Source organism: Pseudomonas arcuscaelestis, assembly GCF_016881005.1.
GTDB lineage: Bacteria > Pseudomonadota > Gammaproteobacteria > Pseudomonadales > Pseudomonadaceae > Aquipseudomonas > Aquipseudomonas arcuscaelestis.
Window position 1 is genome coordinate 123,240 of the sequence record NZ_JACOPV010000002.1, and the last position, 23,866, is coordinate 147,105.

General features: G+C 60.5%; 22 protein-coding genes. 6 read left to right on the top strand and 16 right to left on the bottom strand.

The window, feature by feature from the left end; genetic code table 11:
- Nucleotides 1–26: 26 nt before the first annotated feature.
- The 5 genes from H8F21_RS02900 to H8F21_RS02920 form a co-directional block, all read right to left on the bottom strand.
- Nucleotides 27–662 (bottom strand): nuclear transport factor 2 family protein, encoded by a 636-nt coding sequence (locus tag H8F21_RS02900; protein WP_413243027.1) that lies wholly within the window; start codon nucleotides 660–662, stop codon nucleotides 27–29.
- The gene (locus H8F21_RS02905; RefSeq protein WP_203583999.1) at nucleotides 662–1,435 is read right to left on the bottom strand and encodes an SDR family NAD(P)-dependent oxidoreductase; all 774 of its coding nucleotides are present in this window, start codon (nucleotides 1,433–1,435) and stop codon (nucleotides 662–664) included. The genes H8F21_RS02900 and H8F21_RS02905 overlap by 1 nt, the downstream gene beginning before the upstream one ends.
- 10 nt (nucleotides 1,436–1,445) lie before the next feature.
- A complete protein-coding gene (locus tag H8F21_RS02910) occupies nucleotides 1,446–2,189 on the bottom strand; it encodes an SDR family NAD(P)-dependent oxidoreductase (protein WP_203541240.1) in 744 nt (247 codons plus the stop codon).
- 146 nt (nucleotides 2,190–2,335) lie between these two features.
- A complete protein-coding gene (locus tag H8F21_RS02915; protein ID WP_203541239.1) occupies nucleotides 2,336–3,547 on the bottom strand; it encodes an NADH:flavin oxidoreductase in 1,212 nt (403 codons plus the stop codon).
- A gap of 14 nt (nucleotides 3,548–3,561) precedes the next feature.
- A complete protein-coding gene (locus tag H8F21_RS02920) occupies nucleotides 3,562–5,193 on the bottom strand; it encodes a DUF1302 domain-containing protein (protein ID WP_203541238.1) in 1,632 nt (543 codons plus the stop codon).
- A gap of 186 nt (nucleotides 5,194–5,379) precedes the next feature.
- Here H8F21_RS02920 and H8F21_RS02925 point away from each other — a divergent pair, with 186 nt between their 5' ends.
- The 4 genes from H8F21_RS02925 (at nucleotide 5,380) to dmpG (ending at nucleotide 9,017) form a co-directional block, all read left to right on the top strand.
- Nucleotides 5,380–6,153 carry a glucose 1-dehydrogenase gene (locus H8F21_RS02925; protein ID WP_203541237.1) on the top strand — a complete coding sequence of 258 codons (774 nt, stop codon included), beginning with the start codon at nucleotides 5,380–5,382 and terminating at the stop codon, nucleotides 6,151–6,153.
- A 72-nt stretch (nucleotides 6,154–6,225) separates the two neighbouring features.
- Entirely contained in the window at nucleotides 6,226–7,017 is a 792-nt protein-coding gene (locus H8F21_RS02930; RefSeq protein ID WP_136476016.1) for a fumarylacetoacetate hydrolase family protein, read from the top strand.
- Nucleotides 7,018–7,056: 39 nt separating this feature from the next.
- The gene (locus tag H8F21_RS02935) at nucleotides 7,057–7,983 is read left to right on the top strand and encodes an acetaldehyde dehydrogenase (acetylating) (RefSeq protein WP_203541235.1); all 927 of its coding nucleotides are present in this window, start codon (nucleotides 7,057–7,059) and stop codon (nucleotides 7,981–7,983) included.
- Between the two features lie 11 nt (nucleotides 7,984–7,994).
- On the top strand, nucleotides 7,995–9,017 hold the full coding sequence (gene dmpG / locus H8F21_RS02940) for a 4-hydroxy-2-oxovalerate aldolase (RefSeq protein ID WP_203541234.1): 1,023 nt from the start codon (nucleotides 7,995–7,997) through the stop codon (nucleotides 9,015–9,017).
- A gap of 73 nt (nucleotides 9,018–9,090) precedes the next feature.
- Here dmpG and H8F21_RS02945 read toward each other — a convergent pair whose 3' ends face one another.
- The 9 genes from H8F21_RS02945 to H8F21_RS02985 all read right to left on the bottom strand — a co-directional run bounded on the left by H8F21_RS02945 (nucleotide 9,091) and on the right by H8F21_RS02985 (nucleotide 20,866).
- A complete protein-coding gene (locus H8F21_RS02945; RefSeq protein ID WP_203584000.1) occupies nucleotides 9,091–9,924 on the bottom strand; it encodes an SDR family NAD(P)-dependent oxidoreductase in 834 nt (277 codons plus the stop codon).
- 40 nt (nucleotides 9,925–9,964) lie between these two features.
- Complete coding sequence (locus tag H8F21_RS02950) at nucleotides 9,965–11,200, bottom strand: helix-turn-helix transcriptional regulator (RefSeq protein WP_203584001.1); 1,236 nt, start codon at nucleotides 11,198–11,200, stop codon at nucleotides 9,965–9,967.
- A 145-nt stretch (nucleotides 11,201–11,345) separates the two neighbouring features.
- Nucleotides 11,346–13,766, bottom strand: a complete 2,421-nt coding sequence (locus tag H8F21_RS02955) for an efflux RND transporter permease subunit (protein WP_203584002.1) — start codon at nucleotides 13,764–13,766, stop codon at nucleotides 11,346–11,348.
- Between the two features lie 9 nt (nucleotides 13,767–13,775).
- Nucleotides 13,776–14,747: a WD40/YVTN/BNR-like repeat-containing protein gene (locus tag H8F21_RS02960; RefSeq protein WP_203541230.1), complete on the bottom strand. Its 972-nt coding sequence runs from the start codon at nucleotides 14,745–14,747 to the stop codon at nucleotides 13,776–13,778.
- Between the two features lie 312 nt (nucleotides 14,748–15,059).
- A complete protein-coding gene (locus H8F21_RS02965; RefSeq protein WP_203584003.1) occupies nucleotides 15,060–15,761 on the bottom strand; it encodes an NAD(P)H-dependent oxidoreductase in 702 nt (233 codons plus the stop codon).
- A 12-nt stretch (nucleotides 15,762–15,773) separates the two neighbouring features.
- The gene (locus H8F21_RS02970; RefSeq protein WP_203584004.1) at nucleotides 15,774–17,420 is read right to left on the bottom strand and encodes an ABC transporter ATP-binding protein; all 1,647 of its coding nucleotides are present in this window, start codon (nucleotides 17,418–17,420) and stop codon (nucleotides 15,774–15,776) included.
- 2 nt (nucleotides 17,421–17,422) lie between these two features.
- Nucleotides 17,423–18,250: an ABC transporter permease gene (locus H8F21_RS02975; RefSeq protein ID WP_203541227.1), complete on the bottom strand. Its 828-nt coding sequence runs from the start codon at nucleotides 18,248–18,250 to the stop codon at nucleotides 17,423–17,425.
- Between the two features lie 3 nt (nucleotides 18,251–18,253).
- The gene (locus tag H8F21_RS02980) at nucleotides 18,254–19,213 is read right to left on the bottom strand and encodes an ABC transporter permease (RefSeq protein WP_203584005.1); all 960 of its coding nucleotides are present in this window, start codon (nucleotides 19,211–19,213) and stop codon (nucleotides 18,254–18,256) included.
- Nucleotides 19,214–19,264: 51 nt separating this feature from the next.
- A complete protein-coding gene (locus H8F21_RS02985) occupies nucleotides 19,265–20,866 on the bottom strand; it encodes an ABC transporter substrate-binding protein (protein WP_203584006.1) in 1,602 nt (533 codons plus the stop codon).
- 209 nt (nucleotides 20,867–21,075) lie between these two features.
- On the opposite strand from H8F21_RS02985, the gene H8F21_RS02990 reads away from it, so the two are divergent.
- Nucleotides 21,076–21,516 carry an Rrf2 family transcriptional regulator gene (locus tag H8F21_RS02990; protein WP_203541225.1) on the top strand — a complete coding sequence of 147 codons (441 nt, stop codon included), beginning with the start codon at nucleotides 21,076–21,078 and terminating at the stop codon, nucleotides 21,514–21,516.
- Between the two features lie 194 nt (nucleotides 21,517–21,710).
- The gene (locus tag H8F21_RS02995; RefSeq protein ID WP_203541716.1) at nucleotides 21,711–21,908 is read left to right on the top strand and encodes a hypothetical protein; all 198 of its coding nucleotides are present in this window, start codon (nucleotides 21,711–21,713) and stop codon (nucleotides 21,906–21,908) included.
- A gap of 33 nt (nucleotides 21,909–21,941) precedes the next feature.
- Here H8F21_RS02995 and H8F21_RS03000 read toward each other — a convergent pair whose 3' ends face one another.
- Both H8F21_RS03000 and H8F21_RS03005 read right to left on the bottom strand, forming a co-directional pair.
- Entirely contained in the window at nucleotides 21,942–22,235 is a 294-nt protein-coding gene (locus H8F21_RS03000; protein ID WP_203541224.1) for a hypothetical protein, read from the bottom strand.
- Nucleotides 22,236–22,279: 44 nt separating this feature from the next.
- A complete protein-coding gene (locus H8F21_RS03005) occupies nucleotides 22,280–23,848 on the bottom strand; it encodes an EAL domain-containing protein (RefSeq protein WP_203584007.1) in 1,569 nt (522 codons plus the stop codon).
- Nucleotides 23,849–23,866 lie beyond the last annotated feature (18 nt).

Genomic DNA, 23,866 nt, shown 5'->3' on the forward strand with positions numbered 1-23,866 from the left:
AAAATCAAAACCGCAGGCGACCCCAACTACCTCACCCGAATCTTCGGCTCCGAAGCGTCACGCCGCATCGTCAACAGAAACGCCTCCAACGGAGCAGGTTCGGCAATTTGCGGCAACGCATCCTTATCCGGCCGCTGAGCCCAGAACGCATCCCAGGACGGAAACAACTCATGAAAACTACCGGCATAGGGCTCCCGCCCTGGCCAACGCATTTTCATCCCCCCAATCGGCGGCTTGTTGAGATCGGTAGCGTACCAGTAGCACGGCAAGCGACGACGGAAACACCAACGCCCGTCTACCCGCTCATAATCATCCCAGTACAACATCTGCATGATCACCCACTCAGCCCCGGTCTCATGCTCATTCTTGGAATAGACCACACCCGTGGCATGGTCGGCATCGCTGAACTCGATGATGTGCTGGCCCAAGTGATGCGAGGTGCCGTGAAACTGGCGGCGCATGGTTTCGTCCAGCCAGGCCTTGAAGTGCCCACGGCCCTGCTTGTCGCGACCAACCTTGACGTCCGGGACAAAACAGTTAGCCATGGCGTCCATGTCGCGCATGTCCAGGGCCAGGGCGTACTTGCCGGCCAGTTGGCGGATCGCATCCAGCGACTCCAGGCGGTCGATGCGCTCGTGCAGCGAGGTCGTGTCCATAGTCATCAATCCAGCACCGTGTACAGATCCGAACTGCGACCGCCATCCACCGCAAGGCTGGCACCGGTAACGTAGGACGCCTCATCACTGGCCAGAAACAGGATCGCATTGGCCAGCTCCAGCGGCAGCCCGACGCGCTTCATTGGAATGACTTTCTCGGTATTGCGGCGCGTTTTTTCGTCCGTGAGCATGCCGGCGGTGGCCGGGGTATCGACAACCCCGGGGATTACCACGTTGCAACGAATGTTGTGCGCTGCACCTTCGCTGGCCACTGCGCGACTGAAGTTGATCACCGCCGCTTTGGCGGCCGAGTAGCCTGCCATCCAGGCGGTGCCGAACAGGCCGCAGATCGAGGCGATATTGACGATAGCGCCGCCACCCTGGTCCTTCATCAGGCGCATGGCCGTGCGGGTACCCCAGAAGGTGCCATCAACCGTGGTGCTGAAATTGGCATGCCAGTCGGCGGTCGACAGTGTATCGACGCCGCCCCAGGTGTAGGCCATGGCGTTGTTAACGAGGATATCCAGGCGCCCGTGGCGCCGGGCTGCAGCTTCCAGGGCGCCAACATAGGCGTGTTCGTCACTGACATCAGCCACGGCGATATCGCCCTGCCCGCCCGCAGCCTGGATCTGTTCCAGCACGTCTTGCAAAGGTTGCTCACGCCGCCCACACAGCACAACCGTGGCGCCTTCTACGGCAAAGCGCAACGCCGTGGCCTGACCGATGCCGGAGCCGGCACCGGTGATAAACGCGATTTTGCCTGCTAGTCGCTTGCTCATTGATATCCCCTCAGATAAAGGCCATGCCGCCGTTGACCGCGATGTTCTGTCCGGTGATGAAGCTGGCATCATCACCCGCCAGGAACACCGCAACCCCGGCGATCTCGTCGGTTTCGCACAAACGCCCCAGTGGCACGTTTTTAAGCATCGCCTGCATGTGTTCTTCAGCAACACCGGCCATCATCGGTGTGTTGGTTGGGCCCGGTACCAGGCTGTTGACACGAATACCGCTGGGCGCCAGTTCGCGCGCGATCGATCGGGTCAGGCCCATGACGCCTGCCTTGGAAGCGCAGTAGTGGCTGGGGCCCTCACCGGTAAGTGCGGCGGTGCTGGAAAGGTTGATGATCACCCCTTTGCGCGCGCCCTTGACCATCAACTTCGCGCCCTCGCGGCAGCACAGAAAGGTCCCGCCGAGGTTCACCCCGATCACGCGGGCCCAGCTCTCGTCCGGAGTTTCGAGGAAGCTGTCGAAGGCGCCGACACCGGCATTGTTGACGAGAATATCGAGTCCGCCGAAACGCGCCTCGACCTGGCCCATGGCATCTGCCACCGAGGCTGCGTCAGCCACGTTGCATGCCAGGGCCAGCACGCGGTCATCGAGGTCGGTCAAGTCCGCCAGGCTGTCGAGCAGCGCCGCCTGATTCAGGTCTACCGCAACCACCTTGGCGCCTTCAGCGACAAAACGGCGAACCATGGCCTGGCCCATTCCTTGTCCCGCGCCTGTGACAAAGGCGACTTTGTTCAGCAACTTCATAGCGTTCTCCTGCAGTACCGTGCTTAGAAGCCCGCTGAACACCCAGCAGGCCGGTCACCTGCATGATTGGGTGCCGACTCGCTGCAAACATCGTCCGATAGGACTAGCGCCCGCACACAACCAACACACACTTTTACGCCTACTGCTCAAGCCGGCTGGCGGTTGAGCTCGGCATTGCCAGGTTGGCCCAACACACAGGACGTGCCGCCCGGTGTGTACATCATTGCCACGCAGCGGTTGCAGGCGGTACAAATCGAGTTTTTGCTGGCGCCGGTAGCAAGCTTCTCAACATAGTCCGGCTCGGCCAGAAGCACCCGCCCCATGGCCACCAGATCAAAACCCTCGGCCATGACCTGCTCGATACTGGCAAGGCTCTTGGCGCCGCCCAGGTAGGCCAGGGGCATTCTCACCGCCGCGCGCACCTTGCGTGCATGTTCAAGCAAGTACAGTTCGCGAAACTCCACCGTGGGGTCGCGCAGGCGCTGAATCTTCATGGCCAGGGCAATCAGCGGGTTTTTCTGCTGCACTCGATTCTCCTTGGGGAATGAAGAACCAAACATGGTGGTGATCGACTCGGCGTTCATTCCGGCACTGAGTACCAACAGGTGGGCGCCCTCGCGCTCCAGCATCCGCGCTATCTGTGCCCCGTCCTCGGCGCTGTTGCCGGCCCGTACGCCTTCGGTAACGCTGTATTTGCAGATAACCGCAAGGTCACGTCCGACCGCGTCGAGTACCGCCCGTAGCACTCGACAGGGAAAGCGCAGGCGGTTTTCCAGGCAGCCGCCGTAATGGTCCCGGCGCTTGTTGTACATCGGCGAGATGAACTGGCTGAGCAAGTAGCCATGGCCCATGTGGATTTCCACGGCGTCAAAACCGGCTTCCCGGGCCAGGCGCGCACCGTTGGCAAAGTCTTCTATCACCTCGCGCATGTCGGCCTCGGTCATGGCCTGCTTGAAGAACATGCCGCTCATCATGCCGATTTTGTTGAAGCCACCGCTGGCAGACAGCGGGTAACGGCTGCTGCGCTCGTGCAGGAAGGTAAAGCAGCCACCGTGGGTGATCTGCGCACTGACCAGGCCGCCCTGCTGGTGCACGGCATCGGTCAGCGCTTTGAAGTGAGGAAGGCTTTCGCGGGTCAACGTCAACTGGTTGGGCAAGGTGCGCCCATCCTTGCTGACCGCACAATAGGCCACAGTCGTCATTGCTACCGCGCCGCGGGCAAGCCCGGCATGCAGCTTGACGAGCAGTTTGGAAGGCAGACCCTGGGTGCTCATGCCTTCGTTGGTCGCCGCCTTGATGAAGCGGTTTTTCAACGTCAGTGGCCCGATATCGATCGGGCTGAAGGGAGATGTGTGCATGGCGGGCCGTTTCCTCAGAAAGTGTATTTAGCGTTGAACGACAGGTAGTCGCGGTCAGCCAGCATTCGGCCTTGGGCGATGTCGGGTGAGCTGAGGTAGGCGACGTAGGTCAGGCCAACCTGGAAGTTGCCCAGGTACTTGAAGTCGCCACCGACGGTAAGGCGCTTTTCATCTCGACCCAGGCCCTGATAGGCACTGCCATCGATGTTTTGCGTCCACACCAGGCGTGTGGTCAGGTCCAGGCCATCGGCAATGCCCAGGTAATCCATATAAGTACCTATACCGAGCAGGGTCTGGCCGCGGGTCTGGGTTTTCGACTCGAAGTTGTCGAAACTGCCATCGACACCCGCTCCGCCACCGCTGATGTGCAGGGTGTCGACGCCATCGATACGCTGGTGCACCACCTCGGCCATGACCGTGGTCTGCTGCGCAAGAAGGCTGGGGCCAAGGATGTAGCTGCCATTGAGGTTGCCCTGCCACAACTGGCCACGGGCCGGCGCGCCGTTATCCAGGTACACCGCAGCGCCATCGCGGTAGCTCAGGTCGCCGGCAAACTGCACCGAGTCACCCACCTTGGAGCTGAAGCTCACGCCGGTCAGTTCGACGTCGTCGAAGTATCCGATGCGATAGGCCGGGCCGCTGCCGGCACGGGCATACTTGCCTACACCGCTGAGCGAGGAATATTGCGTCTGGCCGCTGAAGTCGAAGAACAGCGCGCCGACGCGCTCGTGATAACGGTAGTGAAACAGCCCGACCTCGGTGTTCTCGGTTAACCGATACCGCACACCCAGGCCCCATTGGCCGCTGTCGCGCGGTTCGACATCGCCGGCGTAATTGACTGCCGTGAAGCTGGTGTCTGGCAAACTGTTGATCACCCCGGCGCCAAGCCGGTAGAACTCGGCGCCTGGCCCGAACGTATCGCTGCCAAAATAATCGCCAACCGGGTTGAGTTGGGTTTTTTCCCATTCGTACTGGTAGAAGCCCACCAGCGCGAGGTCTTCGTTGAGCGACCAGGACGCCGAGATTTGCCCGACGGGCAGGTACGCGTCCTTGGCCTCGGTGCCGGGCACGTTGAATTTGGTCGCATCAACCGGTGCCTGGCCTTGGCTGATGTTGGCCCAGAACAGGCTCTCGCCCCAGGCCACCAGATGCCGGCCGGCCTTGATCGACAGGTACTGGTTCTGGGCGACATCGAAGTTGCCGTACACATAGGCATCAAGCAAGCGCGCCTTGCTGCCGCTCAGGCGTCGGGTGTCTTCGACAAAGCCGTCATGTCGACCGATCTTGTTCACGGTGTCGGGCGAGTCGTTGTCGTTGCGGTTGTGATAAACGTCATCGTAGAAATGACTACCGCGCAGCACCGCACCGAGGTTGTCGTGCTTGAGCAGCAGCTCACCGAACAGGCTGACGCGGTTGGTGATCAGCGCACCACGGTCGAAGTTACGTGTACCGTCATCATTGTTGAGGTCGTTGAGATATTCGTGGGCGGGCTTGGCGGTACGCATTGACGCCGTGTAGTTGACCGTCAGCGATGAGTCCAGGGTGGTGTTTTCACCCAGCTCCAGGCGTGGCCCGGCATTGGCCTGGCAACAGACTACGGTCAATGTCAGCAGCAGCCCACCATGCGTTGCGTTGTACCTAGACATGCAACAATCCTTTTTTGTTGTTTTAGGGTGACCTGCGCAGAGTGAAACGCCGTATCGGGGTGAGCATCATCCATTTGGCCTAGGCCAACTGACCCGCCGACCCGCCCGGCGTTAGTCCGTTGAGACGATGCCGCCTGCCCGAGGCGCGGGGAATACTCCCGTCATCGTCCAACGGGAGAACAGTCCATGAGTATCCTGCAACGCTTTCAACTGCCCGGCAGTGTTGCCATTGTCACCGGCAGTGGTCGCGGCATCGGTCGTGCCATTGCCCTGGCGTATGCCGAAGCCGGCGCCGATGTGATCTGCAGTGCGCGAAGCGCCGAGGACATCGAGCGGGTTGCCGACGAGGTGCGCAGCCTTGGCCGCCGCGCCCTGGCCATTGCTTGCGACGTCAACGACAGCGAGCAACGCCTGGCCTTGGTGCGTCAGAGCCAGGAACAGTTCGGGCGCATCACCCACCTGGTCAACAATGCCGGCGGCGGTGGCCCCAACGATGCCCTGCAGATGAGCCCGGAGCAGTTCGAGCAGATCCTGCGCTTCAACGTCACCAGTACCTATGCCTTGTGCCAACTGTGTGTGCCGCTGATGCGTGAAGCCGGGGGCGGCAACATCATCAACGTAAGCTCGGTGGCGGCGCGCTATGCCCAACGCCAGTTCAGCGCCTATGGCACTGCCAAAGCGGCTTTGAGCCACCTGACCCGCCTGCTGGCCCAGGATTTCGCCCCCCAGGTGCGCGTCAACGCCGTCGCCCCGGGGCCAACCATGACTGAAGCCTTGAACAAGGTCATGCCGGCAGCCATGCGTGAGGCGATGGAAACCAACACCCCGCTCAAATGCCTGGGCAGCCCGCAAGACATCGCTGCCGCTGCCCTCTACCTGGCCAGCCCGGCTTCGGCCTGGGTCACCGGCAAAATCATTGATGTCGATGGCGGCGCCGACAGTAGCGTCTGGCCTGCCTGAGAACCCTTTTTGTGCCGGTGCCCTGGCCCCTTGGGACCGGCTTTTTTATTCCTTCCACAGAGCGAAGCCGCCATGGATGCCTCCCTGATCACCGCCCTGGGCGATGAACTGTTCAATGCCTTGCGTGGGCGCACCACCCTCGCGCCGCTTACTCAGCGCCACCCGGCCATCAGCCTGGACCAGGCCTACCGCATTTCGCTGCGTTTTCTGCAGCGGCGTGAAGCCCTGGGTGAACGGGTTATCGGCAAGAAAATCGGCGTTACCAGCCGCGCCGTGCAACAGATGCTCGATGTGCACCAACCCGACTTCGGCTTTCTTACCGATGCCATGCAAGTGGACGATGGCAGCGAAATCAGTTTTGCCCGCTATCAGCTGATCCAGCCAAGGGCCGAAGGTGAGATAGCGTTCATTCTCGGCGAAGACCTCAAAGGCCCCGGCATTCGCGCCGCGGACGTTCTGGCCGCAAGCCAGTCGGTGGCGCCGTGCTTCGAGATTGTTGATTCACGCATCGACAACTGGCAGATCCGCATCCAGGACACCGTGGCCGATAACGCCTCGTGCGGCGTGTTCGCACTGGGTGAACAGCGCATCGATCCGCGTGGCCTGGACTTGGCCCGGGTCGAGATGCACATGCTCAAGAACGGTCAACCTGCCGGTAGCGGCCTCGGTTCGGCGGTCCAGGGGCACCCATGCGAAGCCGTGGCATGGCTCGCCAATACCCTTGGTGAGCTGGGCATTCCATTTCGCAAAGGCGAAATCATTCTCTCCGGCGCTCTGGCACCACTGGTGCCGTTGATCCCCGGTGATCGCATCAACCTGTCGATGAGCGGCCTGGGTAACGCCAGCCTGCGCTTTGTCGCCTGACAGGCAACCCTCCTTTCCTCATTCCAGGAGCGATAAACCATGAGCAAAAAGATCAAATGCGCGCTGATCGGGCCGGGCAATATCGGCACCGACCTGCTCTACAAACTGATGCGCAGCGAGGTGCTGGAGCCGGTCTGGATGGTGGGTATCGAAGCCGGCTCGGAAGGTCTGCAGCGCGCTCGTGAGCTGGGCCTGAAAACCACCGCCGATGGCGTCGACGGGCTGTTGCCCCATGTGCTGGAAGACCAGGTGCAGATTGCCTTCGATGCCACCTCCGCCTACGTTCATGCCGAAAACTCGCGCAAGCTCAACGCCCTCGGTGTGTTGATGATCGACCTGACCCCGTGCGCCATCGGCCCCTACTGCGTACCGCCGGTCAACCTCAAGGCCAACCTTGCCCGTGGCGAGATGAACGTCAACATGGTCACCTGTGGTGGCCAGGCGACGATTCCGCTGGTCGCGGCGGTGTCCAGTGTGCAGCCGGTGGACTATGCCGAAATCATCGCCACCGCCGCCTCTAAATCGGTCGGCCCAGGCACGCGCAAGAACATCGATGAGTTCACCCGCACTACCGCGCGTGCCGTCGAGCAGGTTGGCGGCGCGAAACAAGGCAAGGCAATCATCATCGTCAACCCGGCCGAGCCGCCACTGATCATGCGCGATACCGTGCATTGCCTGACCGCCGACACCCCGGACGAGGCAGCCATTCGCGCCGCCATCGCGGCAATGATCGAACAGGTTCAGGGCTATGTGCCTGGCTACAAGCTGGTCAACGGCCCGGTGTTCGATGGCAACCGGGTATCGATCTTCATGGAAGTCGAGGGCTTGGGCGACTACCTGCCCAAGTACGCCGGCAACCTCGACATCATGACTGCCGCAGCAGCACGCACGGCCGAGATGTTTGCAGAAGAAATCATCAAGGGTGAACTGGTGCTGCGCGCCAGCGCCGAACCCGCCACTGCATAAGGAAAACGCTCATGGAACTTAGCGGCAAGCAAATCACCGTTCATGACATGTGCCTGCGTGACGGCATGCACCCCAAACGTCACCGCATCAGTTTGCAGCAGATGAAAGACATCGCCTGCGGCCTGGACCAGGCCGGTGTGCCCCTGATTGAAGTGACCCATGGCGACGGCCTGGGTGGCAGCTCGGTGAACTACGGGTTTCCGGCGCACAGCGATGAGGAATACCTGTCGGCGGTGATTCCGTTGATGAAGAACGCCAAGGTGTCGGCGCTGCTTCTGCCCGGTATCGGCACCGTCGATCACTTGAAAATGGCCTACGAACTGGGCGTCAACACCATCCGTGTGGCCACCCACTGTACCGAGGCGGATGTCAGCGAGCAGCACATTTCCCATGCCCGCAAGCTGGGCATGGATACCGTCGGCTTTCTCATGATGGCGCACATGAACAGCCCCGAGGGCCTGGTCAAGCAAGGATTGCTGATGGAAAGCTACGGCGCCAACTGCATCTACCTCACCGACTCGGCCGGCTACCTGCTGCCCCATGATGTCAGCTCACGGGTAGCCGCCATGCGCGCAGCGCTCAAACCGCAGACCGAGATCGGTTTTCATGGTCACCATAACCTGTCCATGGGCGTCGCCAACTCCATCGCAGCGATTGCAGCAGGCGCTCGGCGAATCGACGCCGCCTGTGCCGGGCTGGGTGCCGGTGCGGGCAATACACCGATGGAAGTGCTGGTGGCGGTGTGTGACCGCATGGGCATCGAGACCGGCGTCAGCGTGTTTGGCATTCAGGACGTGGCCGAAGATCTGGTGGTGCCGATCATGGACTTCCCGATTCGCAGCGACCGCGATGCATTGACCATGGGCTACGCCGGGGTTTATGGATCGTTCCTGCTGTTTGCCAAGCGTGCCGAGCAGAAATACGGCGTGCCGGCACGGGAGATTCTGGTGGAGATGGGACGCCGCGGAATGGTCGGTGGGCAAGAGGACATGATCGAGGATACCGCGATGACATTGGCGCGGCTGCGGGCTTGACCTGCTGGGTCGTCAAAAACGCCGGCTGTTGACAGCCGGCGTTTTTACTTCAACTGTAATGTGCGCTGGCCGATCAGCGCCAATCCGCAACAATCCCCTGCTCCAGCGCCAGTGACTGCGCGGCGATGGTGCGGCGTTGATAGTTGGGTGCCTCGGGTGCAGTGGCCAGCCACAGCATGACTTGGGCCGGTACTTCTGGCGGGGCAATGCCCGCGCGCAAGGCAATCACGCCCTGGTCACCGATAGTCGCCTTGAGCGCCTCGGTACTCACCACACCTGGGTTGAGGGTATAGGCGCGAATACCGCGCTCGCCCAGTTCCGTCGCCAGTACGCCTGCCAACCGCGACACCGCAGCCTTGCCAGCGCCATAGGCATAGCCCCAGCCACCTTTGTCTGCCGCCACCGGAGGGTCGCTCTCGCCAGCGCCGGAGGTCACGTTGATAACCACTCCGCCACCTTGCTGCAACATTTGCTCCGCCACCGCCCGGGTCAACAGGAAGGGTGTGAGCAGGTAGCCGTGGAAAACGCGCTCAAGGGTCTCGGCTTGCAACGCCAGAAAGCCGCTGTTGAGGTCGCGCCCCTGATAGATCGCATTGTTGACCAGCACATCGATGCGGCCAAATTCGGCGATCACGCGCGCACAAGCATCCAGTGCAGAAGCACTGTCAAGCAGGTCCATCGGCACCACCAGCACTTTGCGACCCAGGGCCCGGATTTCGGCGGCGGTGCTGTTCAAACTGCCGGTCAGCGGCGCGCCCGATGCATCACGCAAGGCATGCTCGTGCTGCTCGCCTTCATCGACAGTACGGGCGCTGATCGCCAGATCGAAACCGGCGCGGGCAAATGCCAGCGCCGCCTCACGGCCGATGCCACGGCTGGCGCCGGTGATGAATGCCACTTTGTTCATGGGGCTTCCTTCTAGGAACGTTGCGAATCGTAGGTGCCGCCTAGGCCTGTCGGCGCGTTGCCAAGGTCAAGGGGGGTACTTGAAGCGTGGCTTTAGCCGCGACCTTGAGGGTCGCCTGCGGCTTACCCAGGGCCACCACACTGTTGAGCAGAATGCGCACCAGTTCGGTTTGGCGGCGTACGCCAGTCTTGGAGAAGATCGAACGCAGGTGCGCCCGTGCCGTGTTGCGCCGGATATTCAACGACTCGGCAGCCTCTTCCAGCGACAAACCGTTGGCCAGTTCCATCGCCAGGGCCGTCTCGGCCTTGGTCAGGTTGAACAGTTGCTTGGTCACCACATCGCTGGCCAGGGATTTGCTCGCCGCATCGCGGATGTACACCAGAGCAGCCGGCTTGCCCTTCTCGTCAGCCCAATCCAGTGAGGGTATCGGCTCGACCACCAACCCCAGATTGACTTGCCCGGATGGGCGGCTCACCGACATCGCATCGGCACTTTTTGCAGTGCCCTCGGCAAAGGCGGCACGAATAAGACGCTGCAGCTCGCGATTATCGCTTGGGTACGTCGCCTCCAGGCGTCCGCCTACCAGTTTCAGGCCATCGCCACTGGCAAGAATGCCCTGCGCCACCGGATTGACCCGCAGCACACTGCCGCATTCATCCAGCACCAGGGTAGCCACCGACAGACGACTGATAGCCTGGGCGTACAGTTCGCTGAGCGACTCGCTGCGATCGAGCAGGTTGTGAATGTTCAGGGCTCGGCGCAGGTGCGGCACGAACATGCTGCACAGGGCACGCTCCTTGGCGCAGAAGTTGGGCGAGGACTTGGGCCGGGTGATACGAAAGCGCAACTTGCCGCCATCTGGCGTGGAAATGTCAGCGCCCATCACGTGATAGACGTTCTGCTGGCTGCAATACATCTTGAAGTAGGCGTTTTGCTCCCACTGCGCCGAGGACATGATGTCATCGACGGTGAACACCTGGTCCGGCGCCTGGTTGGTAAAGGGTGTATGGGTTTGCGGGTAGGCCATGTAGATGACTTCGCCCTCGCCTTCGATATCTCCGGCGATGATCATCACACCCATGTCGGGCTGATCGGGAACCCGCAGAATCAAGGTGACGTAGTTGGCCTTGAATGCTGTACGCAGGTTTTCCAGGGTACGGGCCATCGGCTTGGGATCGAGTGCGCCATCGTAGATGTCGCCAACCAGACGGTCGTAGCCAGCAAGGTCCAGGCCCAATTGGGCCAGTGCATCGTGAGTCAACACAGAATTTTCCACTGTCGTCTCCTTGCTCGGGTAAGGCCCACTGGCCTCCCCTTGTTATTTTTATTGTTTTGGCAGCGGGGCAAGCCCGCGGTAACGCGTGTACAAATTGCACGTTGGCGCTTGCCGCGACAATATGCCGCGCAAGTTTATTTTCAGGTCACTGTGAATCACGTGCAGCCGGGCTCGATTTCAACGGGTATTCCCCTTGTGGCGCAGGTGCTGCGGGCTTGCTGGCCACCAGTCGGCGGCCACGGTTGAACCAGGCGGCCAGCGCCGGCAAAAGAAAAATTGCCCCAAGTACGTTGACCAGGAACATGAACGACAGCAGCACGCCCATGTCGGCCTGGAATTTCAACGGTGCGAAGGCCCAGGTGATGACCCCGATGGACATGGTCAGGGCCGTGAACACAGCCGCCGTACCACGCTGGCACATCGCTTGATAAAAGGCTTCACGCAGACTCGCACCGGCAGCCATTTCATGCTGGATACGTTCGTACAAGTAGATGCCGTAGTCGACCCCAACCCCAACCCCCAACGCCATTACCGGCAAGGTGGCCACTTTCAGACCGATGCCCAGCAGCGCCATCAGCGCATTGCAGAGGATGGCGACAATTGCCAGCGGCACGAGGATGCACAACACCGCGCGAATAGAGCGGAACGTCAGCCAGCAGAACAGCGCGACCGAACCAAACAATGCCGCGAGCATGAAAATCTCGGCATGTTTGACCGCCTCGTTGGAGGCTGCCATAACCCCGACGTTGCCGCCGGCCAGGTAGAAAGTCAGCTCAGGCGTGCCGACCTGATCAATGATACGCCGGGCCTCGGCAAGCACATGGCTGACCGTAGCGCCCTCGTGATCGGCGAGAAACACTAGAATCTGCATCTGCTGACAGCCATCCGTGACCAATCCGTCGTCCGGCATGTAGGCGCGGGCGCCCTGGCTCAAGCCTCGGGCCGAACCCGGAATGGCTGCCCAGCGCGGGTTGCCTTCGTTGTTGCCGGCAATGATCACCTTGCCCATGCCCGCTACGCTCTGTACTGACTGCACGCCCTTGACCGCGCGCATGCGAAAGTCGAAGGCTTCAACCGCGCGCATCACCTCAGGTGACAGGCAGCCTTCCTCAATACCCTTGACCTCGACGAACACCGAGAGCACATCCAGACCGATGGAGTAGCTGCCGACGATCTTCTCGTTATCGAGGTTGTAGCGTGAATCGGCGCGCAGTTCCGGCGCACCGGCGCCGATATCACCCACCGCCAGGTCGCGCGCCTTGTAGGCCCCCGCTGCCAGCAGCAACAGGCTCAAGGCAAACACGCTCAATGCAGGCTTGGGCTCGGCCAGCGCCGACAACTTCCACCACAACCGATGGCGACTGCCACTCTCGGCCTTGGCACGGCGCAATACCGACGGCTCCAGACGCAGATCGGCGATGATCACCGGCAACATCAATTTGTTGGTAATGATCATCAGCATCACGCCGATACAGGCGGTGACCCCCAGCTCGTGCACGATGGGAATATCAATGAGCATGATCACGGCAAACCCCAGGGCATTCATCAACAGCGCCAGGGAGCCGGGAATGAAGATTTTGCAGAATGCACCGTGGGCGGCCTGCACTGAACTGCGGCCGGCCAGCACCTCCTGCTTCCACGCGTTGGTCATTTGCACCGCATGGGATACACCAATGGAGAAAATCAGGAACGGCACCAGAATCGACATCGGGTCGATGCCCAGGCCCAGCAACGGCAGCAGGCCCAGTAACCAGACCACTGGCAGCAGTGCCACCACCAGCGCTACCACGGTCAGGCGCCAGGAGCGAGCGTACAGCCACAGCAAGGCAGCGGTGATCAGAAAGGCAATGACAAAGAAGCCGATGACCGTGTTCAGCCCTTCCACAACATCACCGACCAGCTTGGCAAAGCCGACGATGTTGATTTCAATCTGCTCGTTGCCGTATTTGGCGCGAATCTCCTCCAGGTGCTGCGCGACCTGGGCGTAATCCACTGGTTTACCGGTCTGCGGATCCAGGTCCTGCAGGTCGGCACGAACCATCGCCGACTTCAGGTCATTGGCCACCAGCCGTCCGATCTGCCCGGAAGTTGCGGCATTGCTGCGCACCTGGGCCAAGTCCTGGGGTGAACCGTCGAAGCGTGGCGGTACCACCACATCACCAAAGAACCCTTCTTCAGTGATTTCGATGTAGCGCACGTTAGCGGTAAACAGCGACGTCACGCTGGCGCGGTTGACTCCAGAAATGAAGAACACCTCGTCGCTGACTTTGCGCAAGGTATCGAGGAACTGCGCGTTATAAATGTCGCCTTCACCCTTCCAGCGCACACTGACCAGAAAGCGGTTGGCGCCGGTAAAATACTGGCTGAAGCGCAGAAAGTTGACCATGTACTCATGGCGCACCGGAATCTGCTTGCTGAAGCCTGGATCCAGATGGGTGTGCGTGGCGCTGTAACCCAGGCCCAGGGTCAATAACACGAACAGCAGCAGAAGGCCCTTGCGCCATGCCATCAGGTAGTCGGCAATACGTTCGACTCCGCACGCTACCCAGCTTTTAGCTTGATTCATTGCCGCCTCTCACTTGCCAAGGGCGGCAACGCTGCCACCGGAATCCTGGAATACGCCACGCTCGCCACCGACCAACAAGCGCGAGCCGAGCATTACCGCAGAGGTCAAGGTGCCAAGCCCGGCCAGGCGACCGACACCCACCAACTGGCCGCGCTCATCAAGGCGCACCAACGAGCCCCCGGCGCCGACGATCAGCAAGCCACCCTGTTCGGGCAGGCGCACATGGCCATACAGCGGCAAGGTGTTGCCCACTTTGAGCTGCGTCCAACTGCTGCCGAAGTCATGACTGACAAACACGTGGCCGCGCATGCCGTAGCTGACCCAGCGATCGGCACTCAACCGCACAACGCCAAACAGCGAGCCGTTGTAGAACGCCGGCAGCGCCTGCCAATGCTGGCCCGCATCGTTGCTGCGCAACACCAGCCCCTGCTCGCCAACCAGCATGCGCCGCCCGTCTGCGCCGCCATCCATGCTGTTCAAATGTGCGCTGTCGACTTCCAGTTCCAGGGTGCGCCAGCTCAGGCCGGCATCGTCAGACTGGTAGAACTTGCCAAAGCTGCCATAGGCCAACACCCGCTCAGCACCTGCAGCCCAGGCGCCCAGCAGCGGCTCGCCAAGGTTCTGGTCATGGCGCACTTCCTGCCAATGGCTACCGCCGTCGGTAGAGCGCAGAATCCAGCCGTCATGGCCCACCGCCAACAGCCGTTGCTGGCCCAGGTCGACCAAACCGGTCAGTGCGACATTGCGTTGTGGCGTAAGCTCGGCCGGCTGCCAACTGACACCCTGGTCATCGCTGAACAGAATGCTGCCGCGCTCGCCTACCGCCAGCACCCGATCGTTCAGCTTGAGCAGCGCGTTGATTTGCATGCGATCAGTGCGCAAGGGTTCGTCCCCTGGTTCAGGCGCCGACCTTGGGGCGAAAGCGAAGACGATGGTTGCCGCCACCACCAGGCAAACCAGATATCCGATCAACGAGCGCATAGTGGTCGCTCCGTTGTGGCATGACTCAGGTACACAAGGACATTCATGCGGCCAATCCTCTTGTTCTGCTGCGCTTCACGCGGGTTGCGCGAAACGTAAAGGGGGCATTGCCTGCACTGAATAATCACGCCTGGATAGCCTGGCAGCATCGTCCATATGGCTTACAAAAAGTCGCTTTTGTCCTGTGGCGATTGTTTGCCAACTCTGATCATGAGCGTGCCGCAACGCGTAACGCGGTTGCGGCAGAAGATGGGGGGTATCGAGTGCTGGGGGCTAGCGGACGCTGCCCCGCGAACAGTGCCTGAAAACGCGTCAGGCCAAGGGGTACAACGCCTCATCGAATTGCGACAGGCGCGGGAACGTCAGCGGCAGGTCATCCGACAAATGCTCCAGACGCTGCTGGTAGCTGTGCAAAAACGCCGTGCGGGCGTCTTCACTGATGTACGGCACGTGCCAGGCCACGAACGGCTCAAGTACCTCAAAGCCGACATACGCCAGGGTGCCGCGCAACAGCGGGCGCAACAGGTCTTCCAGCGGACCGTGAATCGCACCTTCGCCAAACATGTGCTCGCGCCCGCCAAGGGTGACGGTCACCAGGGCTTTTTTGCCCACCAGGCCACCCTGGTCATAGAAACGCTTGCCGCCATAGCAAACCCCGGACACCAGTACCCGATCGAACCAGCCCTTGAGGATCGCCGGCGTCGAAAACCAGAAGATCGGAAAGTTGAACACGACAAGATCGGCCCAGAGCAACTTGTCCAGTTCCTGCTGGATATCAGCGGCAATCGATCCACTTTTAACCCCAAGGCGCTGTTCCAGCGCATAAACCAGGTACTCGGGGTTTTCTCGAGCGTTGAAGTCTTCGGCACTGGCCACCGGGTTCCAGTTCATCGCATACAGATCACTGACCTGAACCTGATGCCCTTGGGCCTCGAACGTCTGCACCGCCTGATCGCGCAAGGCAGCAGTGAACGATTGCGGTTCTGGATGGGCATGGACGATCAATACTTTCATGAAAACATTCCTTTAAGCAGGTTGCACAGTAGAAGGCGCCGCACGTGAAGCCAGCAGTCGGTCCAGCCAGTCCGGATCCATTTCTGGCTCGGAAGAGAACAGCAGGCCGGTGTAGTTCTGATGGGGCGGAGTGAAGATGTGTTCGCGGCTGCCGTGATCGACCACCCGTCCGCGCTGCATGACCAGCACTTCATCGGCGATGGCACGCACCGTGGCAACATCGTGAGTGATAAACAGATACGCAACGCCCAACTGCTGCTGGATGCGATTGAGCAACTTCAACACGCCTTCGGCCACCAACTGATCCAGGGCAGAGGTCACTTCATCGCAAATGATCAGCTCAGGCTCGGCAGCCAGCGCCCGGGCAATACAGATTCGCTGCTTTTGTCCGCCAGACAGCTCTCGCGGCTGACGCTCCATGTACAGCGCCGGGTCAAGTTCGATCATCTCCAGCAACTCGGCGACCCGCTTGCGCATAGCCTGGCCCTTGAGTCCGAGGTAGAACGTCAATGGCCGGCCGATGATGTCGACGATGCGCTGGCGCGGATTGAGCGCGGTGTCGGGAATCTGATAGATCATCTGCACGCGGCGCAGTTGCTCCTTGCTCCGTTGACGAAAGTCAGCCGGCAAAGCCTGGCCTGCGTACAACACCTGTCCAGCGGTGGGCGGCAACAGGCCAGTGATCAAGCGGGCCGTGGAGCTTTTGCCGCTGCCCGACTCACCGATCACCGCCAGCGTCTGGCCACGGTGCAGTCTCAACGAGACATCATGCAGCACCGGCTGCTGGCCGTAACTGGCACAGGCCTGGCGAACCTCAAGCAAGGGCTCGCCCTGGGCTGGACGTGGCTTGGGCTCGGTGTGGAAGCTGCGGACCGCCCACAACGACTTGGTGTATTCCTGCGTAGGTGCGTCGAGCATGCTGCGGGTGTCGGCTTCTTCAACCCGTTTGCCGTGGCGCAGCACCATGATGCGGTCGGCCATCTGCGCGACCACGGCCAGGTCATGACTGATGTACAGCGCAGCACTGCCGTAGGTCTTGACCGCATCGCGAATCGCCGACAGCACTTCAATCTGGGTGGTGACGTCGAGTGCCGTGGTGGGCTCATCAAATACAATCAGGTCGGGGTGGCAGGCCATGGCCATGGCAGTCATCACCCGCTGCAACTGACCGCCAGACACCTGATGCGGGTAGCGCTGGCCGATCTGCTCGGGGTTGGGCAAACCCAACACCCGGTACAGCTGTACCGCTTCGGCTTCGGCCTGGGTGCGGCTGATCCCGCCATTTTTCACTGCGCTTTCAACATGCTGGTCAATCAGGCGATGGGCCGGGTTGAATGAAGCCGCAGCGCTTTGCGCGACGTAAGCAATGCGTAGTCCGCGCAAGCGTCGCAAGGTTTCGGCACGGGCACCGACCAACTCCATGCCATCGAAACGTACCGAGCCGCCCGTGATCCGGCAACCGTCACGCACATACCCCATTGCGGCCAGGCCAAGGGTCGACTTGCCCGCCCCCGACTCGCCAATCAGGCCCAATACCTCACCCCGTTGCAGCGTCAAGTCGATGCCCTTGATCAAGGGATGCCAGGCATCTTCGTAGTGCCCTTCGATACGCAGATCGCGGATTTCCAGCAACGGCGCTTGATTCGTGATGTCAGTCATTTTCAGCACTCCTTGAGGCCGCTGGATGCGTGCAGGACCCAATCCACGACAAAGTTGACGCTGACCGTGATCAACGCCACCGCCAGTGCTGGCAACAGCGGGCTGATGTCACCAAAGGTGATCAGCACCGCGTTGTCACGCACCATGCTGCCCCAGTCCGCCGTTGGCGGCTGAATGCCCAGGCCCAGAAACGACAGCGCACTGATGAACAAGAACACAAAGCAAAAACGCAGGCCGAACTCAGCAATCAGCGGCGCTGCAGCATTGGGCAGCACCTCGCGGCTCACCAGCCACCACAGCCCTTCACCTCGCAACCGCGCAGCCTCGACAAAGTCCTGGACCACCACGTTCATGGCCACGGCCCGCGACAGGCGAAATACGCGGGTAGCATCGAGCAGCGCAATCACCAGAACCAGCGAGGTGGCCGTGGTGCCCACCACGCTGAGAATCAACAAGGCAAAAATCAGTTGCGGGATGGCCATCAGAACATCCACCACCCGCGACAGGCCCTGGTCGATCCAGCCGCCTTTGATCGCGGCCACCAGACCGCAAAAGCCACCGAGAGCAAAGGCCAGCACCGTGGTCAGAAAGGCGATACCCAAGGTATTGCGTGCGCCGTACACCAGGCGGCTGAACATGTCCCGCCCGAGGTTGTCGGTGCCCAGTAGGAATTCGCCGCCCCAAGGCGCAAAGCCCTCGCCCACCACCTGGGTTTCGCCATAGGGCGCCAACACTGGGGCAAACACGGCCACCAGCACATACACGACAATCACCAGCAGGCCGAACTTGGCGCTCAAGGGCGCACGCGACAGTTGTTTGATCATGCTCATGCGTTACCCCTTCGGATGCATCAGGCGTGGATTGCTGGCAATCGACAGCACATCGGCCGTGGTATTGAGCACGATGTAGGTGGCGGCAAAGATCAGGCTGCAGGCCTGCACCACCGGAATGTCACGCTTGGCCACCGAATCGACCAGCAACTGGCCCAGGCCTGGGTAAACGAACACCACTTCGACCACCACCACGCCAACCACCAGGTAAGCAAGGTTCAGGGCGACGACGTTGATGATCGGTGCCAGGGCGTTGGGCAAGGCGTGGTAGAAGATGATGCGTGCCGGGCTGATGCCCTTGAGCCGGGCCATCTCGATGTACGGGCTGGCCAACAGGTTGATGAGCGCCGCACGGGTCATGCGCATCATCTGCGCGACCACCACCAGGCTCAAGGTCAGCACTGGCAGCAGCGAACGCTCCAGGACTTCGCCGAAGCTCGCCCCTGGGCTCAAATTGGAAATGCTCGGCAACCAGTTGAGCTTGACTGCAAAGACCAGAATCAAAATGTAGGCAACGAAGAATTCCGGAAACGACACCGCACTCAAGGCACTGGTATTGAGCAGCCGATCAAACCAGCTGTTGCGATACAACGCGCAAAGCATCCCCAGCAGCAACGCCAGCGGCACCGAAATCAACGCGGCAAGCGCGGCGAGGCTGAAGGTGTTGGCCAGGCGCGCACCGATCAGATCGGCAATCGGCCGCTGGTTGGCAAGCGACACGCCCAGATCGCCCTGCAGCAATTGCCAGGCCCAATGGCCGAAGCGGGTCAACGCCGGTACATCCATGCCCAGTTGTGCACGCAGCGCCGCTACGGTTTCTGGCGTCGCGGCCTGGCCAAGCATGGCCTGGGCGACATCGCCGGGCAGCATCCCCACCGCGAGAAAAATGGTTACCGATACCGCAAACAGCGACAACAACCCCAGGGCCAGGCGCTGCACAAGCAGTTTATAAAGACTATTCACCGAACAGCTCCTCCAACAGGCACAACGAAAGGTGATGGCTCGGGCCCGAACTCAGGCCTGCCACCAACGCTCGATCAGGCGCAGGCCATCGAGCTCGCCATAGGGCGCAGTAAGCCCGCCGTGGGCCACACGCTTGGAGCGTGCCGCCACTGAGCTTGCGAACAGCGGCACGATGGCGCCGCCGTCATCGCGGCACAGTGCCTGCATTTCGTTGTACATTTCCTGGCGCAGTGGCGCGTTCATCTCGCCACGGGCGGCATTGAGCAGTTGGTTGAAACGCGGGTTGTCCCAGTGTGTCTCGTTCCACGCCGCGCCTTTGGCGTAGCCGATGCTGAACATGCGGTCGGCGGTCAGGCTGCTGTAGAAGAATGAGGTAGTGAACGGTTGTTTCATCCAGACGTTGGTGAAAAAGCCGTCAGCCGGTTCGCGCACGACATCAATGTCGATACCGGCCTGGCGTGCCTGTTCCTTGAACAGCACGGAGGCGTCTACCGCACCGGTATAGGCAGCATCGGAGGCTTGCAGGCGTACTTTGAGCGAGTCGAGCCCCGCCTGACGCAGGTAGAAACGCGCCTTGTCCGGGTCATAGCTGCGCTGTTCCAGCGCAGTATTGATAAAACGACTGCCGGGCTGGATCGGGTGATCGTTGCCGATCTGGCCATAACCATAGAGCACCGTGGCCAGCAAGGTTTCACGGTTGATCGCATGCTTGAGCGCAAGGCGAACGTTGTTGTCCTGAAACTGCGCGCTGTCGGTGAGCATCGGAAAGGTGTAGTGCTGGGCGCCTTTGGTTTCCTCGATGGCCAGATTCGGGTTGCGCTTGAGCAGGGCCACCGTCTTCAGGTCGACCTTGTTGATCACGTCAACCTGGCCGGTAACCAGCGCGTTGACCCGCGCAGCGCCGTCGGCAATGGCCAGCAGTTCGGCACTGGCGAAATGCGCCCTGCCTGCTTTCCAGTAATCCGGGCTGCGCTCCAGGTCCATGCGCACACCGGGCTCAAAACCCTTGAGACGATAGCCGCCGGTTCCAACGCCAGACTGCCAGTCAACCACACCGTCCTTGGCCGGCATGATCGCCAAGTGATAGTCGGCAACCACATAGGCAAAGTCGACGTTGCCCGAATGCAATTCGAACACCACAGTATCGGTACCTTCGGCACGCACCTGGGCGACGTCACCCAGCACGGTCTTGGCCGCCGAGGTAGATGTGTCGCCTAAGTGATGCTGGATAGAAGCCACCACGTCATCGGCATCGAGGGTTTTGCCGTTGTGAAAGGTAACACCCTTGCGCAGGGTGAACGTCCAGATCCGCGCGTCGGGACTCAACGCCCAGCGCTCGGCCAGCTCAGGAATGACGCTACCGTCCACGTCGATTTCGCTGAGGGTGTTGTACACTGCAGAAAAACCGACAAAGGTGAAGGTATCGCTCCAAGTGCCGGGATCGCGCGAATCGGTGGTACTGCCACCGGCCAAGCCCATGCGCAGTACACCACCGGCCTTGGGTGTGGCCTCCTCGGCCCACCCTTGCATTGGCAACCCCAGGGAAAACGCCCCGGCCACCGCCGCGGCAGCGGCGCTGTATTTCAGAAAATCGCGACGCGGCAAGCCGCTGTCGTGCATCGCTTGAGTAATTTTGTTGTTGTTATCGCTCATGGCATTGCCCCTGTTGAACCGCAGAGAAAAGGATTTTGCCGACCTCGCACGCATCGATGCTGCAAATATTTGTATTTGTCATCGTGACAATTACATTAGACTCATCAGCACACGGTTGCCAAGCACCTTTTTGCAGGGGCCTAATGCGGCCAGCTACACCCCCGTTGCTACTGAGTTTGAGTGAACACTTTCACAGGATTGAGCAAGCCATGAGCCAGTCGACCCGCTTGATAACCGCCTCGTACATTCTGTCGTTCGTGGCCGCCAACGCCCCGCAGAAACTACGTACCGAGACCATTGCCAAATGGGTCAAGACTCACCCTACCCGCGTGCGCAGCCTGGTCTCGCTGATGGTCAAGGCCAACATCCTCAGATCCTGGCGCGGCGCGCACGGCGGCTTGACCCTGGCGCGTCCGGCGAGCGAAATCACCCTGCGCGAGGTGTATGACGCCGTGCAGGAAAGCTCGTTGATCGCCGAGAAAATCGACAACCCATTCTCCGGCATGGAGGACCACTGCAAGGTGTTCGAGGTGTTCACCCGCCTGTTTGCCATGCTCGAAGCCAACATGCGCCTGGACCTCGGTGCAATCAGCGCCGACCAGCTGTTCGTTGCCTTCGACCCGCCATTGGAAAAAGCCGAGCAGGCTTGAAGTTGTCTCTGGGGCGCGTTTACATCGGTTTTCGGTGCTGGTTTTCAGCCAGTTCATGGAGAAATTGAAACTTCTGATCTGGCTTTAGGAGCGGTCCTACATCATTTTATTGCAGTCCTTATTAGGGTGCTGCGGGTATGGCGCTTCCCAGGGTGGGCGTCGATGACCTGCACTCCCCGCTTAAGGACTAGCCTATGTTCGCCTCGGCCAACACCGCGCAGTTTGAACTGCTCATTCCCTCTGTTCGCAACGACTTCAAGGTGCGGGCATTCGAGGGCACCGAAGCCATCAGCAGCTTGTACGCGATTCGCATCGAACTGGTCAGCGAGCATGCCAATTTCGATCTCGAGCGCCTGCTCGGGCAGCCGGCCTCGCCTTCTTGCGAATCGTGACCGACACGGCCCAAGCATCCAGATGCCCTGAACTCAGCTGGTCTTTATCGTGCAAATACCATTGGCCCTGTGTTTGCCCGTATAGGACATCCACGGCGTACCGTCCGGGTTGATGCCCAGGCTGATGGTTACGCCAGCACCTTTGATTTCAAAGTTCTCGTCATTGATTTTTTTCAACTTTCCTTCCTTGCCATTTATGTAGACAGGTCCACCTTCATCGGCATGGATTTCCAGATTGCCTGGGCAGGTGGCGTTCAATTGCGGGATGCCCGCGTTGGCAATGCCGGATGCTGCAAGCAGAACCAGTGGTAGTAGTGCCGTTTTCATACTGCTCTCCTGACTCGTCTGATCGACGAGCATTTTCGGTGGGTTTAAACGTTGATTAGTTGCCGAATAGCCGCCCTGTGTTCGCTGTAGGCGATGAACTCAGCGACCGGCATGGGTTTGCCAAATAGCCAGCCCTGGCCAAATTCAATGCCTCGGGTGCGCAAAAAGGCCAGTTGCTGCTGTGTCTCTATGCCCTCGGCTACCATGACCAGGCCCATTTCCTGAGCCAGGGCGATAGTCAGTTCCAGCACTGGGCACGCTTTGCCGTCGTCAATTCGCGCCACGAAGGTGCGGTCGATTTTCAGCAGGTCGATGGGCAGATGCTGCACGTACTGCAAGCTGGAATAACCGGTGCCGAAGTCATCCAGGGCTATCGGGTGGCCGCGCTGGCGGCTGACTGTCAGGTGCTGACACGCAGGTTCAAAGTCCAACAGGCTGCTCTCGGTAACTTCTAGCCAGACTTGATGCGCATTGATGCCTGCGCGGGCAATCGCGTTACTCAGCACGTCAAGGTATCGACCGCTGCAGATATCCCTGGCCGCAAGGTTTATCGAGACATGCTTGCTTGGGTCCGAACGCAGGTACTCGCCTAAGTCGTCACACACAGCGAGGAGGACTTTCTCGGTGATGTCCTCGATCAGGTCACTCTCTTCTGCCAGCGTCAGGAAGCGTTCGGGCGTCGCCCAGGTGCCATCGGTTTGTTTCAATCGCACCAGCGCTTCAGCCCCCACGCAACGACCGCTATGCAGGTCAATGATGGGTTGATAAAACGCATGAATATTGCCTTGTCCAATGGCGCCTCGAAGTTCGGCCATCGGTGACAGACGAGCGTTGGTATAGCGTGCTATTTCCCGCAATCCGTAGAGTGCCACTGCCGCTCCGATCGGCAGCGCGATAAGTTGCTTGCGCCATAGATTGGCAAGTAGCGCATCCCTGGACAGGGCCACCACTGCCTGCCAATTGCCGTGCGTCACCCACTTGTAGATGTAGTCGCCGACCAACATCGGCCGGCGGCCTTCATGGACCAGCGTCAGCAACTGGGTGAAACCGTCGGCGTGGCGCTGCTCCATCCAACGACCGGCACCGGCACCCAACGCCAGGCGAAAACCCGGTTTCAACGAGGTGTCCTGGAGCGGTTCGGGGTCTACCAGTAGCCGAAACGCGGCGTACTGCAGGGTAAGCTTGCCATTAACGGCATTAACGTCTGTATGCCCGTTCAACGATACGTAGACCCCTTCGGATGTCTGGAAATCTTCCGCGAAGGTTGGCCCCTCCGGCGCCCATGCCCCGCTGGAGCTACAGGCGTAGACATCTTCTTCGGTATAGCCGACCGATTTCACCAACAAGGTGTTCAATGCAATCAGGCGCATCTGTTCAATGCCCGACGGCGAACAGGCCGGCAACCCTGAGTCCGCCAGTTGCCTGAGTGCCTCGCCTGCCTGGGCCACGGTGCTATCCGCCCTGCGTACCGCCAGTTCGGCCAGATCGTCCAACTGCGCCTCCGTGTCATGCAGCACCAGCAACCAGCCGAGGTACGCGCTGCTGGTTAAGCACACCACTACACACAAAGCACCGGCCAAGACTCCGAATACACGTATCCGTGAGCGTTTCATGAAACCTCCAACAGCATT